At 44.4% G+C, this 15,367-nt stretch carries 13 protein-coding genes; 6 read left to right on the forward strand and 7 right to left on the reverse strand.

The window, feature by feature from the left end:
- Nucleotides 1-142 precede the first annotated feature (142 nt).
- Both KNP93_RS12260 and KNP93_RS12265 read right to left on the reverse strand, forming a co-directional pair.
- Nucleotides 143-340 (reverse strand): CsbD family protein, encoded by a 198-nt coding sequence (locus KNP93_RS12260; RefSeq protein WP_114596916.1) that lies wholly within the window; start codon nucleotides 338-340, stop codon nucleotides 143-145.
- Between the two features lie 144 nt (nucleotides 341-484).
- Complete coding sequence (locus KNP93_RS12265; RefSeq protein ID WP_214855480.1) at nucleotides 485-1,687, reverse strand: ornithine--oxo-acid transaminase; 1,203 nt, start codon at nucleotides 1,685-1,687, stop codon at nucleotides 485-487.
- 174 nt (nucleotides 1,688-1,861) lie between these two features.
- Between KNP93_RS12265 and KNP93_RS12270 the strand changes: the two genes are divergently transcribed.
- On the forward strand, nucleotides 1,862-3,901 hold the full coding sequence (locus tag KNP93_RS12270) for a sensor domain-containing protein (protein ID WP_214855483.1): 2,040 nt from the start codon (nucleotides 1,862-1,864) through the stop codon (nucleotides 3,899-3,901).
- A gap of 98 nt (nucleotides 3,902-3,999) precedes the next feature.
- Here KNP93_RS12270 and KNP93_RS12275 read toward each other — a convergent pair whose 3' ends face one another.
- Complete coding sequence (locus tag KNP93_RS12275) at nucleotides 4,000-5,394, reverse strand: basic amino acid/polyamine antiporter (RefSeq protein WP_214855485.1); 1,395 nt, start codon at nucleotides 5,392-5,394, stop codon at nucleotides 4,000-4,002.
- 118 nt (nucleotides 5,395-5,512) lie between these two features.
- Between KNP93_RS12275 and KNP93_RS12280 the strand changes: the two genes are divergently transcribed.
- On the forward strand, nucleotides 5,513-6,196 hold the full coding sequence (locus tag KNP93_RS12280; RefSeq protein ID WP_131504295.1) for an MgtC/SapB family protein: 684 nt from the start codon (nucleotides 5,513-5,515) through the stop codon (nucleotides 6,194-6,196).
- A 108-nt stretch (nucleotides 6,197-6,304) separates the two neighbouring features.
- Nucleotides 6,305-7,939, forward strand: coding sequence for a peptide ABC transporter substrate-binding protein (locus tag KNP93_RS12285; protein WP_131504296.1), 1,635 nt, complete (start codon nucleotides 6,305-6,307; stop codon nucleotides 7,937-7,939).
- Nucleotides 7,940-8,026: 87 nt separating this feature from the next.
- Here the strand turns inward: KNP93_RS12285 and KNP93_RS12290 are convergent, their stop codons facing one another.
- Both KNP93_RS12290 and ade read right to left on the reverse strand, forming a co-directional pair.
- Entirely contained in the window at nucleotides 8,027-8,284 is a 258-nt protein-coding gene (locus KNP93_RS12290; RefSeq protein ID WP_131504297.1) for a hypothetical protein, read from the reverse strand.
- Between the two features lie 187 nt (nucleotides 8,285-8,471).
- Nucleotides 8,472-10,202 carry an adenine deaminase gene (gene ade, locus KNP93_RS12295; RefSeq protein ID WP_131973662.1) on the reverse strand — a complete coding sequence of 577 codons (1,731 nt, stop codon included), beginning with the start codon at nucleotides 10,200-10,202 and terminating at the stop codon, nucleotides 8,472-8,474.
- Nucleotides 10,203-10,326: 124 nt separating this feature from the next.
- Here ade and KNP93_RS12300 point away from each other — a divergent pair, with 124 nt between their 5' ends.
- Together KNP93_RS12300 and KNP93_RS12305 are read left to right on the forward strand one after the other, a co-directional pair.
- Nucleotides 10,327-10,866, forward strand: a complete 540-nt coding sequence (locus KNP93_RS12300) for a gamma carbonic anhydrase family protein (RefSeq protein WP_131504299.1) — start codon at nucleotides 10,327-10,329, stop codon at nucleotides 10,864-10,866.
- Nucleotides 10,867-10,974: 108 nt separating this feature from the next.
- On the forward strand, nucleotides 10,975-11,172 hold the full coding sequence (locus KNP93_RS12305) for a hypothetical protein (RefSeq protein WP_012369402.1): 198 nt from the start codon (nucleotides 10,975-10,977) through the stop codon (nucleotides 11,170-11,172).
- Nucleotides 11,173-11,321: 149 nt separating this feature from the next.
- Here KNP93_RS12305 and KNP93_RS12310 read toward each other — a convergent pair whose 3' ends face one another.
- Both KNP93_RS12310 and KNP93_RS12315 read right to left on the reverse strand, forming a co-directional pair.
- A complete protein-coding gene (locus KNP93_RS12310; protein ID WP_131504300.1) occupies nucleotides 11,322-12,905 on the reverse strand; it encodes an ABC transporter permease/substrate-binding protein in 1,584 nt (527 codons plus the stop codon).
- The gene (locus tag KNP93_RS12315) at nucleotides 12,902-14,029 is read right to left on the reverse strand and encodes an ABC transporter ATP-binding protein (protein ID WP_114596923.1); all 1,128 of its coding nucleotides are present in this window, start codon (nucleotides 14,027-14,029) and stop codon (nucleotides 12,902-12,904) included. The genes KNP93_RS12310 and KNP93_RS12315 overlap by 4 nt, the downstream gene beginning before the upstream one ends.
- A gap of 205 nt (nucleotides 14,030-14,234) precedes the next feature.
- Here KNP93_RS12315 and KNP93_RS12320 point away from each other — a divergent pair, with 205 nt between their 5' ends.
- Entirely contained in the window at nucleotides 14,235-15,257 is a 1,023-nt protein-coding gene (locus KNP93_RS12320; protein ID WP_214855487.1) for a LysM peptidoglycan-binding domain-containing protein, read from the forward strand.
- Nucleotides 15,258-15,367: the final 110 nt, after the last annotated feature.

Raw genomic sequence — 15,367 nt, forward strand, 5'->3', positions numbered from 1 at the left:
AATAAAAACAAATAATGACATGACGATGAAAACGCTTTAACATTTATTATTATTCCACATACACATATAAATGACTAGACCTTTATACATATTTTTTCATAAAAAAAGATCCCTCTACACAAGGGACCTTAATGGGTACAGATTAACGACGATTTGTATCTTCGAGATTCTGTTGAACATTTCCAACCGTTTTTTTAGCATCGCCTTTAAGCTGATCTTTTTTGCCTTCACGTTCTGTTGATTTATCTCCTGTTGCTTTTCCAAGCGCTTCTTTCGCTTTTCCGGCAACTTTATCAACTAAACCATCCGTTTTTTTGCTTAATCCGCTATCGTTTGACATGTTCATTACCCCCTATTTTTTTAACGCATAATAATATGTTCCCACCTGAAACAGATTCAAACATCGTTCTGCTCTCATTTGTCCTAAATCCAAAAATCAGTCGATTAAAAAACTCCCTATCGCTTTCCGATAGGGAGTAGTTTATTACTGTGCAACCGAGACGCCGAGGACTTGTTCAATCCGTTCGAATGCCCAGTCTAATTCTTCTTTTGTGATGACGAGTGGTGGTGCAAAACGAATGACTGTCTCATGTGTTTCCTTGCAGAGCAATCCTTTTTCTTTTAATGCTTCGCAATACGGACGAGCAGCTTCTGTCAATTCGACACCGATGAACAGTCCACGTCCACGAACTTCTTTAATCATCGGATTGTCGATTTCTTTTAGACGGTTCATAAAGTATGTTCCGAGCTCAAGTGAACGTTCTGGCAACTTCTCTTCTTCCAAAACTTCGAGTGAAGCGACAGATACCGCACAGGCCAATGGATTCCCACCGAATGTCGAACCATGCGATCCAGGATTAAAGACACTCAGGATATCGTGGTTGGCAGCCACACAAGAAATCGGGAACACGCCGCCACCCAGTGCTTTTCCTAAGATGTACATATCTGGTGTTACATTGTCCCAGTCCGAAGCAAACCATTTACCCGAACGGCCCAGTCCTGATTGGATTTCATCCGAGACGAGTAGTACGTTTTGTTCCTTACAGACGTCTTGAGCATCTTTCAAGAATCCTTCGTACGGAATCAGGATACCCGCTTCACCTTGGATCGGCTCAACGATGAAGGCAGCTGTATTTTCCGTGATGGCACCTTTCAGTGCTTCCAAATCCCCGTACGGAATCGTTTTGATGCCCGGTAAGAGTGGTCCGAATCCGCGTTGATATTCGGCTTCTGTTGACATCGAAACAGCCGTCATCGTCCGACCATGGAAGTTTCCTTCGCAGACGATGATTTCGGCATCTCCCGGAATTTGTTTGACTTCGTACGCCCAGCGACGTGCTGCCTTGACTGCCGTCTCGACCGCTTCCGCTCCCGTATTCATCGGCAGGACCATATCTTTTCCTGTCAATTGCGCGACCTTTTCATAAAAGAATCCGAGCTGGTCATTGTGAAAGGCGCGGGATGTCAGCGTAATTTTATCCGCTTGCCGTTTTAAGGCTTCGATGATTTTCGGATGACGGTGTCCTTGGTTTACAGCTGAATAGGCACTAAGCATATCCATATACTCGCGGCCTTCCGGATCTTTAACGAAAACCCCTTCTGCCTCCGAGATGACGATTGGGAGTGGATGATAATTGTGTGCCCCGAATTTCTCTGTCTGTAAAATAATTTTCTCTGTTTGATTCATGATAAATCCCCCTTTTTTCGCTTAGAAAACGCTTTCATTCTGATTATAACAGATTCAAACAGATAATCTTCAATCGAAATACAGGATTTATCCGCATGAAAATTGAATATACTGGGAATAGACAAGACAAGTGAACCGTCATCTCTGATCATTTAAAAGGAGTGTGCGTCCGTAATGGATCGTTCGACCATTAATTCCTATGAAACTGTCATGCAAGGATTTCCCTTACCTGCATTTATTCTGCACGTCGATTTAACTGTTCATTCCTGGAATGAGGCTGCCGAATCCTGCTGGGGCTGGTCGGCACAAGAAGTTATTGGACAATTGATTCCGCTCCTTGATCCGGAAGATGCTGCGTTCAGTCGGCAAATCTGGCATTCATTTTTAAAAAAACGACAATCGATCCAATTACCCAATACAACATTTCTGCATAAGTCAGGTGAACATTCAGCAGCGACGTTACTCGTCTCACCGCTCTTTGATGACAAAAATGAGCCGTTTGGTGCTTTTTTCTGTCAGTTGCCTTCTTCTACTCAACAAAATGCAAGCAAACCGTTATTCCAGGGATTGATGGATTTACGATATGCGTTTGATCAAATCGCTTGTGTCGCCATCTTCGACGCACGGGGAACGATTCAATATGCCAATGCCAACTTGACAGACGTTACAGGATTTTGTCCAAATGCGTTGCTTGGTCAAGCTTGGACGATCCTCCTCGATTCGTCGGAAGAGGTTCTTCCGACGATCCGCTCCCAAATCAAAAGAAAAAAGGCCTGGTCCGGAAAACTATCGATTTCGACCCAGGATGATTCTAAAAAAGTCCTTCGTGCCACCCTGATTCCAGTGTATGACGTAAATGGTGTCCGTTTCCAACATATTTTCATTGGTACCGATATTACGGAAACCGAACATCTCGAACAGGAACTTGATTTTTTAGTCCATCATAATGAATTGACCCATCTGCTGAATAAACGAGGCTTCCTTCGTGAAGGTCAGGTCTTATTCTCCAAAGCATCTGATGATTTCCCGATCTCACTCATCTTATTTGATATTGATCGTTTTAAAGTCATCAACGATTCTTTCGGTACACATGTAGGCGACCAACTGTTACAAGCGTTAGCCAAACGTTTGTCTCAACATGCAAAACAGCTGTTAACGTTCCATCCGACGAGTGACTTGTTTGGTTTATTGCTAAAAGTCACCGACCGGAATGCCCTGTTCCAGTATGCCCGGAAACTGCAACAAGTATTGCAACGTCCCTATTATATTAATGGGCATTCCTTAATCATCTCCTGTACGTTCGGAATTACCGTCTATCCTTCGGAAGCCAAATCACTTGAAGATTTGTACCGCCGTTCGGAAATGGCCTTGTATGCCGGAAAATCAATCGGTACAGGAACGATTCAATATTTAACCCATGAAATGGATGAGCAGTTCACCCGGAAATTACAGCTCGAACGCTCATTATTTACGGCTTTAGAGGATCAAGCCCTTCATTTGGTCTATCAACCAATCATCAACTTGAAAACCAAGCATGTCGATGGTTTTGAAGCGCTGTTGCGTTGGAATCATACGGCACTCGGGAGCATTCCTCCTGATGAATTCATTCCACTTGCGGAAGAAGCCGCTTTGATCACACCCATTAACAACTGGGTCGTCATCGAGGCCTGTGAGCGGCTCGCCATTTGGCAGAAACGGATTGCGGCTGATTTGACGATGGCCATCAATATTTCACCGCACCAGTTCCAAAGTGACTCGTTCGTCCGGACGCTGCAACACGTCGTGACCCAGAAAATAATTAATCCGCAATTCGTCACCCTTGAATTGACGGAGAACATCGCAATTTTACAAACACAGCGGACAATTGAACGGATGCAACTGATCAAAGCGCTTGGCTTCCGATTATCGATTGATGATTTTGGAACAGGTTATTCTTCCTTACAATATTTGCGTGCTTTTCCGATTGATGAACTCAAGATCGATAAAGTCTTCATTGACGGCATCGATTTAGGAGAAAACGGGTTGCTCGACTCAATCATTCAACTTGGTCAAAACTTAAAGCTGAACCTCGTCGCAGAAGGTGTCGAAACGGCAACCGCCTTACATTATTTACAAGAGACGCCTTGCCAACAAATGCAAGGATTCATTTTCTCTGAACCACTGTCTGTTGATGCAGTGGAACACCGCTTCGGCTCAGCAAATTCTGAAGACTGAGATAGATACCAGACAACAAAAAAACAGGAGCCGGATGCTGATCCGGTTCCTGTTTTGTCTATCAAGACGGATATTAACGTCCCTCTTGCTTTTTTGTCTTACAATTGAATTTGACCTCCGACCATTCCGTAAATCGCAACGGCAGCTAAGATAATTAAAATTCCGCTTGCAATCATTTCGTAACGCGACATGCCGCCCCGTTTCTGTTCCCGTTCTGCCATCAGGTAGGCAATGATACCCGGTGCATAGACGAGGGCTGCGATGACGATATACCAAATCCCTGAAGCGTAGACGAGCCACAGTGAATAGGCAGCAGCAATCGTCGAGAAGATTAACATCTTCGTATTACGTTCTGCTCGTGAAAAACGGACACTGTATACGGCAGACAACAGATACGGCAACAAAGCACAAATTCCGGCAATACTGGATAAGACTAAATACGTCTGTGCAGAAAATAAGGCGATACCCGCAACGAACTGGGTCGCAATTTGAGTGATCAGCAACGCACCGACCGGCGCCCCTTTACGGTTCGTTTTTGCAAAGAACTTTGGAAACGCACCGTCTTTCGCGACAAGGTAGGAAATTTCAGATGCAAGAATCGTCCATCCGAGCAATGCTCCTGATAACGAAATGATCAATCCGATCATAATCAATGTGGCTCCAAACGGACCAATGGCAGCTTCGAGCACATAAGCCATTGTCGGTTCTTGTAATCCTGCTAATTGCTCCTGGTTCAAAACACCGAGCGATAAGACGGAAATCAGGATGTAGATGACAAGTACTCCGACAAGTCCTACGACTGTCGCCTTCCCGACATCACTCTGTTTGTTGGCGCGTGTCGACAAGACGACAGCCCCTTCAATCCCGACGAAGGCCCAAAGCGTTACAAGCATCGTTCCTTTGACTTGCGTAAAGATACTGCCTAATTCTGTTCCTTCTCCCCAAAAATTGAGGTTAAACGTCTTCACATTAAACGCAATTGCTACCAGTAAAATAAAGATCAAAATCGGAACAAGCTTGGCGATCGTCGTAATCAGATTGACAAGTGTCGCTTCTTTAATCCCGCTCGAGACGATGAAAAAAAGTCCCCAGACGACGAAAATACTCATTATCAACAAAAATACACGATTTTCTGATGAGAAAATCGGGAAAAAGTAACTGAGTGCATTAAAGACCAACGTTATGTTGGCAACTGTCCCGATCCAGGCCGAGACCCAATATCCCCAGGCACTGTTAAAACCGATAAATCGTCCGAATCCTTCACGGGCATACGCGTAAATGCCGCCCTCAAGTTCCGGTTTACTGTTTGCTAAGTGCTGAAATACCAGTGCCAGCATAATCATACCAAGACCAGTAATTCCCCATCCGATCAAAATCGGACCTGCACTTGCTTTTTGAGCCATCGCTCCCGGCAGATTAAAGGCACCTCCACCGACCATCGATCCAATGACCATTGCGGCTAAAGCAAAAAAGCCGATCTTTTGTTGATTCATTCTCTAACACGTCCTTTATTTCTTGTATATCTATTCATATCAAACGTATATTCATTCGAAAGACACAAAATTCATTATAACAAAATCAAAGCCGTTGTAAAGAAAGGATTTGATAAACATGAATTGGATCCATTCGTTCCAACTGGAAGATTTTTTAAAATTAATGATTTCTGCTATTTTTGGAATTATTTTAGGATTTGAGCGTGAAATCAAAAACAAACCTGTTGGTATACGTACTAGCCTCGTAATTACCCTGATTAGCTGTCTGTTAACCATTGTTTCCATTAAGTCTGTCCTTCTTTACAGCGAGATTGCGCCAAATATTCAGATGGACCCAATGCGACTTGTCGCTCAAGTCATTGCAGGTATCGGTTTTATTGGAGCCGGTGTCATTTTAAGACGACCTCATGATATCGTCAGCGGCTTGACAACAGCTGCCATCATTTGGAGTTCAAGCGGGATAGGCATAGCAATCGGGGCGGGATTTATTTATGAAGCCGCTTTTCTAGTAATTTTTCTGTTTCTTTCTTTAGAAATAATCACGAGAATAATGAAACGTTTTAACAATAGTCGTTTCGAAGCCAACGTCATGGTTGCTCATTTGATACTATCCAGTGAAACAAACGCTCAATATGTAAAAGAAGCTTTGGAACAACAAGGAGTTCGTATCACTAATATGCGCTTGCATAGTAACGGTCGACAATTAACTTTACGGATGTATTCCCCTCATAAACTAACAATATTCATACTTTATGACTACTTGAAAACACTCGGAATTGAGCATATAGACCTTGATCAATAAGAATTGTCAGAAAATTTATGTTGCATTTTTACTCGCTTTCACTTAAATTTACATTATGTTCACACTTTTCTGAAATCATTTCAATCTAATCGGGGGGTCATCTTTCACATGAAGAAACAAACTAAAATTGCCTTTGCTGGACTATCCAGCATGGCGTTGCTCGCAGTAGCAGCTTGTGGCCAAAGCAATGAATCAGATGGAAACTCTTCTTCCTCAAAAGAAAAAAAACAAGAGGTGACACTCATCTCGACTACGGATGTGCCACAACTTGATCCAACAAAAACAACGGACTCAACATCCATCATCGTTACGAACAACGTCTTTGAAGGTCTCTACCGTCTTGACGGCGACAACAAACCGACTGCCGGAATCGCAGAAAGTGTCGAAGTATCAGATGATAAGAAAACATATACATTTAAACTCCGTAAAGATGCCAAGTGGTCAGATGGTTCAGCTGTTACGGCAGACGACTTCATCTACTCTTGGAAACGTGCACTCGATCCAAAAACAGGAGCAGAGTACGCATACATCCTTCAGGATTTAAAAAATGCTAACAAAATCTTAGCCGGTGAAGCAGAACTCGATTCGCTCGGTGTCAAGAAAGTAGACGATCAAACTCTTGAAGTTCAATTGGAAGCTCCGGCTCCATACTTCCTCGGATTGACAAGTTTCCCTACTTACTTACCACTCAAGCAATCGTTTGTCGAAGAAAAAGGCGACAAGTTTGCGACAAACGTCGACTCGATGCTCTTCAACGGACCATTCATTTTGGATAAGTGGCAATCTAATTCCGGTTGGACATATAAGAAAAACCCGGATTACTGGGATAAAGCAAACGTCAAAATGGAAAAAATCGATGTAAAAGTCGTTAAAGAAATTTCGACTGGTGTCAACTTGTTCGAGTCGAAAGACGTCGACTTCGCACCTATCACATCGGAGTTCGTCTCACAATACGAAAAATCCGACAACTACAAGACACGTCCAGATGCACGGATCAACTTCCTTCGATTCAACCAAAAAAATAAAGCACTTAAAAACGAAAACATCCGTAAAGCGCTTGCACTTGGTTTTGAAAAACAAGGAATTACAGACGTCATCTTAAATGACGGTTCAAAACCGGCTAACTTCATCGTCGCAAAAGACTTTACATTCACACCGGATGGGGAAGATTTCCGTGCCAAATATCCAGATCTCCAAAGCTTTGATGCAACAGAAGCGAAAAAAGCATGGGATGCCGGCCTAAAAGAACTCGGTGTCAAAACAGTAGAACTCGATATGTTGTCACGTGATGAAGATGCCTTCAAGAAAGTTTCTGAATTCTTAAAAGGTGATCTCGAGAAAAACTTACCGGGTCTTACGGTCAACATCAAGCAACAACCGTTCAAAAACTTCCTGGACCTCGAGTCTAAAGGCGATTACGACATCTCTGCTGCCGGTTGGGGCCCTGACTACCAGGATCCAATGACGTTCCTCGATATGTGGTTAACAGGCGGAAGCTTTAACCGTATGGAATACTCGAACAAAGAGTTCGATAAGATGATTAAAGAAGCAAAAGCAGAGCCGGATGAAGCAAAACGTTGGTCGACGCTTCAAGAAGCTGAAAAAATGCTCTTGGCAGAAGACTATGCGATTGCTCCAATCTACCAAAAAGGTGAAGCATACTTGCAACGTGCGAACATCGACAAACTATATCGTCACCCATTCGGAGCAGACATGAGCTTCAAATGGATGGAAGTAAAATAAGTATCCTCCTACCGGTTACCAGGCTTCCCTTGGTGACCGGTTTTTGTATACAACAAAGACCCCTTCTGCCGGAGCCGATCGGGGTCTTTACTGTGCGATTTGTTTATAAAATTCGATTTCTTCCCGCTGTCCTTCTTCGACAGCACGGAAAAATTCAGCAAAAAATGCGTATAAGATGGTTCGTTCCTGATAGGTCGGACCAGCCTGTCGAATCACTGAAAACGCAAGATTTCGTAACTGACGTTTTGTACGCCGGTTGTTTGGTAACTCATGAAACTGGTCGATAAACGAACGGTATACATCAGCAATCAACTTTTCATGACCTTCAAAATATGACTTATCCATTGAATCTGTCCTTTCTGATTGTTCTCTTCTTTTCTACGGAGTATCCTCCTGAAAAGTTTCATTAAGCTACACTTTTCACAAAGATATAAGACCTACTATAACAAGGATCAAATAATGATTCAACCGGAAAACTATTAAGAAAAGGTAAAGTCCACGTCATCACCTTTCGTGGACTTTACCTTTTCATTTAAGCTTGTACTGCAATATGTTGGAACGTTTTAACGTCAAACAATCCGCTGTCCGTTAACTTCAGATTCGGGATGACAGGCAAACAGAGGAACGACATCGTCAAGTACGGATTAAAGGAACGGTCGGCTTCTAATACATCAAGTGCATCATTGAGCGCTTCGAGTGTATCTCCGACTTCCTGGAAAGGACGACTCGTCATCAATCCAGCGATTTCAAGCGGCAACTCCGCCAGAACTTCTGTCCCATTGACCGCAATGACACCTCCACCCGCCTTAATCAGACGCTCTGCCGCAAGTTTCATCTCGGCATCCGATGTTCCGACGATGACAAGGTTATGCGAATCATGGGCGACCGTCGCCGCAATGGCACCTCGCTTCATGCCAAACCCTTTAACGATGCCGACTGCTGAGAAGTTGGTCGCATTATGACGCTCGATGACGGCGATTTTCAATAAGTCCTGTTCCGGGACGGGGACAAATTTCCCGTCCTGTAAAGGCACATCCAAAATCAAATGTTCCGTGACAATGCTTTTCGGGATGATTCCGATGACATGCGCTTTCGGTTTTTCTAATACTAATTCAAAAACTTGATCCGTGATCGGCTTCGTTTTCAGTTCGCCGCGCAATGTCGACGGTACCGCTATCTTTTGGGATGAGATGATTGTTTTACCGGCTCGGGCGACCGGCTCTCCACTGACAAACACTTCATCAATGATCACTTGATCGGCATCCTGCAAGATGACAAAGTCCGCACGACGTCCCGGTACGATTGCTCCACGGTCATTTAGTTGATACGCATTAGCTGCATGAAGAGAAGCCATTGCATAGGCCGTTTCACGCTTAATACCGTGCTGTATGGCATAGCGGATATTATAGTCGATCGTTCCTTCACGTAACGTGTCGTCCAGGTGCTTATCGTCCGTACAGAAAAGGAATCGACCGGCATTGCTTTCCGTGACTGCGTCGAGCACTTCCTTGAGATTCCGGGCAGCCGATCCTTCCCGGACTTCGACGTATAATCCGCGACGTGCCCGCTCAATTGCCTCTTGTTTACTGACTGCTTCGTGATCCGTCCGAATACCTGCTACACCATAGATATTCAATTCACGTGCGCCAAGTCCTGCGGCATGACCATCGACCAGTTTACCAGCACTCTCGATTTGTTCAATTTTTTTCAGCATATCACGATCAGCCCGTTCGACAGCAGGATAGTCCATGACTTCCCCTAAGCCATGCACTCCCGGATGATTAACAAAAGGTTCGAGTGCCGCTGCATCGAGCGACGCTCCGGCATGTTCAAATGACGTCGCCGGAACACAGCTTGGTAACATCATTCGCACGTCAAGCGATAGTCCTTCTGCATCGTCCAACATGAACTGGAGCCCTTCCGCTCCCTTTACGTTTGCAATCTCATGTGGGTCGGCGATGACGGTCGTTACACCGAGCGGTAAAATCGCTTGCTCGTATTCACTTGGTGTCACCATCGATGACTCGATATGGACGTGTCCGTCGATGAAGCTCGGCGCAATGAATTTACCTGTTCCGTCAATCGTTTCGATTCCTTCATATCCGTCGCCGACTGCGGCAATGTAACCGGAATCCACTGCGACATCCGCTTGATACGTCTCGCGGGTCATCACATCGATGACTTGAATCCCCTTGTAGACGACCGCCGCTTTTTCTTTTTTGGCGGCGATTGTAATAAGTCGTGCCCGAACTGTCTGATTCATCCTGTTTCCTCCTGTTGTGAACGGTATTTTTACCATCTTACAATTAGTTTGGAAGCAGTTGCAATTTATTTTTCAAGCCGTCAAGATGAAAACGTACAGTTCAAAATGAAATGGAGGAACAGATATGAAATATCGTGTAGGTCAATTGGTTCCAAACGTCGACCCAAGTGTCTATATCGCGGACGGCGCTAAGGTCATCGGGGAAGTTGAAATCGGTAAGGATTCGACCGTTTGGTTCAACACTGTCATCCGCGGAGATGAGGGACCGATTAAAATCGGCGAACGTGTCAATATCCAGGACGGATCGATGATTCATCAGTATGAAGGCTATCCGACGATCATTGAAGATGATGTCACGATTGGACATATGGCGATGATCCACGGGGGAATCATTCGTCAAGGTGCCTTGATCGGAATGTCGGCGACGGTTTTGGATGAAGCCGAAATTGGACAAGGTGCATTCGTTGCAGCAGGAAGTCTCGTTCCACCTAAAATGGTCGTTCCTCCGAACTCGATGGTCATGGGTGTTCCGGCAAAAATCGTTCGTGAGATCAACGACCATGACCGGTTCATCATGGAACGGACCATTCGGAAATACGTCAAACGTGGTCAACAGTATGCTACTGACTGTGAGCCGGTAAAAGAAGATTTGACGACAATGTGAAAACGCTTACAAAGTTCACCTGTTTTTAACAATTCTCTTCTATCCTGTTTACATCTTTCCCTTACACTGTAGATGTAAGGCAGGAATCACGACGGAGGAGGATTTAAAATGACACCATTGTTCGAAGAACGGTTAATGGCTGACTTGTTTTCATCCACAAATAATCCAAGTTACGGTTTGCCGACTTTACCCGTATATGAAACAGATGGGTTGACGAAAGAGTTACAAGCACGTATTGTTAACGATGCCGAGCAAAAGTCCTTGAGTTTAGGAATAATTCAATCAAGAGAGGAAGAACATGTATGATTCAGCAAAATACAGTTCGCGCTTGGCTCGCTAGTCGAATCAAAAAATAATGATCTACCACCAGGATTACCTATTTTCCAAAACGATATAGCGCGTCAGCGCGCATGATAAAGAGCCGAAGCGGATTCCCGCCTCGGCTCTCTTTTGTTTTACTTTTTAATTAATCCTTCTTCAATCAAGAATTCACGTGCCACATCTTCCGGGCGTTCTTTTTCAACATCGGCTTTAAAGTTCAATTCCTGCATCTTTTTATCCGTAATCTTATCTTTCAACAGGTTCAGGACTTCTTTTAGTTCCGGATGTTCTTCGAGCGTTTCTTGACGTACAATCGGGACTGCATAGTACGGTGGGAAAAATTCTTTATCATCTTCAAGAACTGTCAGATCAAACTTTTTCAATAAGCCGTCTGTCGAGAAGCTGTCGATGACATTTGTTTTTCCATTTGTCAATGCAGTATAACGAAGACCACCATCGACAGGCTGAACATCTTTGAATTTCATATCAGGATATTTCTCTTTCAATCCGAGGTATCCATCTTCGCGGTTCGCAAACTCAATCGTCGATCCTAAAATGAGGCGATTACTGACACCCGCCATATCAGAGACCGTTTTTAAATCATATTTTTTGATATCTTCTTTTGTCATCGCAAGAGCGTACGTGTTGTTAAAGCCGATTGGCTCCAGAACATCAACCTGGCTCTTTTCCGGAATCATTTTTCCGACCTTCTTATAGACGGCTTCCGGATCGGTTTCCAGTTTTTGTTTCAGGACATCAATCAATAATGTACCGGTATATTCGACATAGGCATCGATTTCACCCGTTTCAAGCGCTCCATAGGCAACTTTTGTGCCTCCGAGATTGAGCTGGCGTTCGACTTCCAAATCGGTTTTATCTTCAATTAAATCGGCTAACATATTTCCTAAAATCAATTGTTCCGTAAAGTTTTTTGAACCGATGACGATTTTATCCGTTTTTAAGAACGAATAGGCAACGGTTCCGCCAATCAATAGGAAAACAATCGCTGCAATTGCAATTTTCTTTCCGGCCGACATTGCTTTCCGGCGTTTACGGGCTCTGCTTTTCACCCGACCGTCCGCAAGCGGAATTCCGTTCGGCGCGACCGAATACTCAATCCGGCTAACGATGAAATCAATCGCTAATGCTAAGATGCCTGCAGGAATGGCACCGGCAAGAATCTGATTGTTATCAACAGTTTGAATACCGGAGAAGACCAGATACCCCAGTCCACCTGCACCGATGAAGGCAGAGATCGTCATCAGACCGACAGCCGTCACGGCAGAGATCCGAATTCCGGCCATCATGATCGGTAACGCCAGTGGAATTTGAACTTTACCCAAAATCTGACGATCCGTTAACCCGATTCCTTTCGCTGCTTCCAGCATGTCTCCCGGAATACTTGATAACCCGGTGTACGTGTTTTTGACAATCGGAAGCAGTGAGTAGAGAACGACCATGATAATAGCAGGTGTTGAACCGATTCCGATGAACGGAATCAGGAATCCGAGCAAGGCAAGACTTGGAACAGCTTGGACGACACTTGTCAATGCAAGGATCGGCTTCGCAAAACGTTGATACCGCGTGATGAGAATACCGATTGGAATTCCTAGTACAACGGCAATGACGACTGCCAACACAGTCAACTGTAAGTGTTCGAGCAATAAGTCAAAAATTTGACCGGTATTATTTTGAACATAATCTAAAAATCCATTCATTGAACTTCCTCCTCCTGAATGAACTGCTCACTCAAGACGGAAAGCAAGCTACTTCTTGTAATTAATCCACGTAATTGTCCTGATTTATTTGTTACCGGCAGATACCCTGTCTCTTCATGGTTCATGACTTCAAGTACATCAAGCAAGGAGTCCTGCTCATCAACAGCAACCAGCTCCCCTTCCATGACGTCTTCAATCCGGACACCTTTATCAGGAGCCGTTTGAATGTTCTTCAGTTTGACGATTCCCTGGAGTATGCGATCGCGGTCTGTGATCAACAGGCTGTCGACTTTACGTCCCCGCATGATTTCAATCCCCTGCAACAGAGTCCGTTTCCCACTGATCGAGACAGGATCTTCAATCATGATGTCCTCTGCTTTAATGAACGCCGGACTGCTCCAAATCTTATTTTTCCCAATAAAGGATTCGACGTATTCGTCTTTCGGATGACGTAAGATTTCTTCCGGTGTATCAAACTGAACGATTTCCCCATCGCGCATGATACAAATCCGATCAGCCAGCTTGATCGCCTCATCCATATCATGTGTGACGAAAACAATCGTCTTCTTGACTTCTTCCTGGAGGTTGAATAATTCTTCTTGGAGGTCATTTCGTGTGACGGGGTCAAGCGCACTGAACGGTTCATCCATCAGGATGACGTCCGGGTCATTCATTAAGGCTCGGGCAAACCCGACGCGTTGCTGTTGTCCACCACTGAGTTCACTCGGGTAACGGTCAATGAATTGTTTTGGATCAAGACCGACCATTTGCAGCAACTCTTCCGTTCGAATATCCATCTGATCGTGGTCTTTCCCTTCAAGTCCGGCAATCAATTGGATGTTCTCCCGGACAGTCATGTGCGGAAAAAGACCGGTCTGTTGGATGACGTATCCCATATGCCGGCGTAATTCGATCGTATCCGTCTTCATGATGTCTTTTCCATTCACTAAAATCGTCCCCGACGAGGGTTCAATCAAACGATTGATCATTTTTAAGGATGTCGTTTTTCCACATCCACTCGGTCCGATGAATACAACCAGCTCGCCCTCTTTGATTTCGAGCGTCAAGCCCTTTAAGACAACGTTGTCTTTAAATTGCTTACCGACGTTTTTAAATTCAATCATCCGTTTCCACTCCTTTTACTATTTCCATATACTATAAGTTCCCTATTCATTTCGAGGCTAAACAATTATTTGCACCAATTCCGTTTAAATTGATAATAATTCGGGAATTATTTCCCTCTTTTTTAGTTTTTTTGCTCAAAAAGGGTAATAGATAAGTAGAGACAAGTGAGACGCAGTCATCCTAGAAAAAGGAGGCGACGTACACATGCACGGGAAATGGATTCGGATCATCATGATAGTGTTGATATCGCTTTTTCCTTTCTTTAGTTACGGTTTGACGGCAGATGCAGCCAGTTCGACGTTTGTCACAAAAGGATCGACGACGAGTAAAGTCGTCGCACTGACGTTTGATGATGGAGCTGACGGAACCAATATTGCTAAAATCCTCAGCATTCTCAAAAGCAACAATGTCAAAGCGACCTTTTTCTTGACCGGTACAGGAGCAAACAATCATCCGCAACGTATCAAAAACATTGCAACTGCCACACCGACGCACCAGCTTGGAAATCACTCCTATACGCACCCTGACTTTACGAAATTGACCGCCACACAAATGACGAGTGAACTATCAAAAACGGAAAATTTAATCAAGTCATTGACCGGCCGGACGACTAAACCGATTTTCCGGGCACCGTTTGGCGCAAGCAATAATGCTGTCCTTGCCGCCGTCGGTAATGCCGGATACACGAAAACGATTCAGTGGAACATCGATACAACTGACTGGAAAGGTATCAGTTCCACAGCCATTTTGGCACGTGTCGTCCCAAACATCGTCCCGGGATCCATCGTACTGATGCATACAGGGGCTGGTGCACCCGGCACACCGGTTGCACTTCCATCGATGATTTCGCAACTCAAAGCCAAAGGATATAAATTCGTCACGATCTCCGAATTACTGAAGCTGCCTCCAAGCGGCAGTAAAACGTATACGGTTAAATCGGGCGATACGCTTTATAAAATCGCAAACCTCTACAATGTCACAGTTGCCGCTCTCGCTAAAGCCAACAACATCACGAACTACAATCTGATCACTGTCGGACAAGTCCTTGTCATCCCGGGGACAACCCCGCCTCCAACCACTACCGTCACCTATACTGTCAAAGCCGGTGACACGTTATATTCCATTGCAACGAAGTATGGCGTGACGGTCACCGCTCTTGCCAGTGCCAATAAAATCACTAACGTCAATTTGATTTCCGTCGGGCAAGTCCTTGTCATTCCGAAGTAACACAAAAGCGTCCCGGTCTTTATGAACTGCCCCATAAAAGTTGGACATGAAAATCCAACTTTTATGGGGTGTTTTTTATGGTCAAATATACGAAGGCGTTTAAAATCCAG

This window comes from Exiguobacterium sp. s166 (genome assembly GCF_018618855.1).
Taxonomy (GTDB): Bacteria; Bacillota; Bacilli; order Exiguobacteriales; family Exiguobacteriaceae; genus Exiguobacterium_A.

What these genes read in the sequence shown, in the direction of transcription:
- KNP93_RS12260 (WP_114596916.1), bottom strand. Translation starts at nt 340, where the DNA reads ATGTCAAACGATAGCGGATTAAGCAAAAAAACGGATGGTTTAGTTGAT.
- KNP93_RS12265 (WP_214855480.1), bottom strand. Translation starts at nt 1,687, where the DNA reads ATGAATCAAACAGAGAAAATTATTTTACAGACAGAGAAATTCGGGGCA.
- KNP93_RS12270 (WP_214855483.1), top strand. Translation starts at nt 1,862, where the DNA reads ATGGATCGTTCGACCATTAATTCCTATGAAACTGTCATGCAAGGATTT.
- KNP93_RS12275 (WP_214855485.1), bottom strand. Translation starts at nt 5,394, where the DNA reads ATGAATCAACAAAAGATCGGCTTTTTTGCTTTAGCCGCAATGGTCATT.
- KNP93_RS12280 (WP_131504295.1), top strand. Translation starts at nt 5,513, where the DNA reads ATGAATTGGATCCATTCGTTCCAACTGGAAGATTTTTTAAAATTAATG.
- KNP93_RS12285 (WP_131504296.1), top strand. Translation starts at nt 6,305, where the DNA reads ATGAAGAAACAAACTAAAATTGCCTTTGCTGGACTATCCAGCATGGCG.
- KNP93_RS12290 (WP_131504297.1), bottom strand. Translation starts at nt 8,284, where the DNA reads ATGGATAAGTCATATTTTGAAGGTCATGAAAAGTTGATTGCTGATGTA.
- ade (WP_131973662.1), bottom strand. Translation starts at nt 10,202, where the DNA reads ATGAATCAGACAGTTCGGGCACGACTTATTACAATCGCCGCCAAAAAA.
- KNP93_RS12300 (WP_131504299.1), top strand. Translation starts at nt 10,327, where the DNA reads ATGAAATATCGTGTAGGTCAATTGGTTCCAAACGTCGACCCAAGTGTC.
- KNP93_RS12305 (WP_012369402.1), top strand. Translation starts at nt 10,975, where the DNA reads ATGACACCATTGTTCGAAGAACGGTTAATGGCTGACTTGTTTTCATCC.
- KNP93_RS12310 (WP_131504300.1), bottom strand. Translation starts at nt 12,905, where the DNA reads ATGAATGGATTTTTAGATTATGTTCAAAATAATACCGGTCAAATTTTT.
- KNP93_RS12315 (WP_114596923.1), bottom strand. Translation starts at nt 14,029, where the DNA reads ATGATTGAATTTAAAAACGTCGGTAAGCAATTTAAAGACAACGTTGTC.
- KNP93_RS12320 (WP_214855487.1), top strand. Translation starts at nt 14,235, where the DNA reads ATGCACGGGAAATGGATTCGGATCATCATGATAGTGTTGATATCGCTT.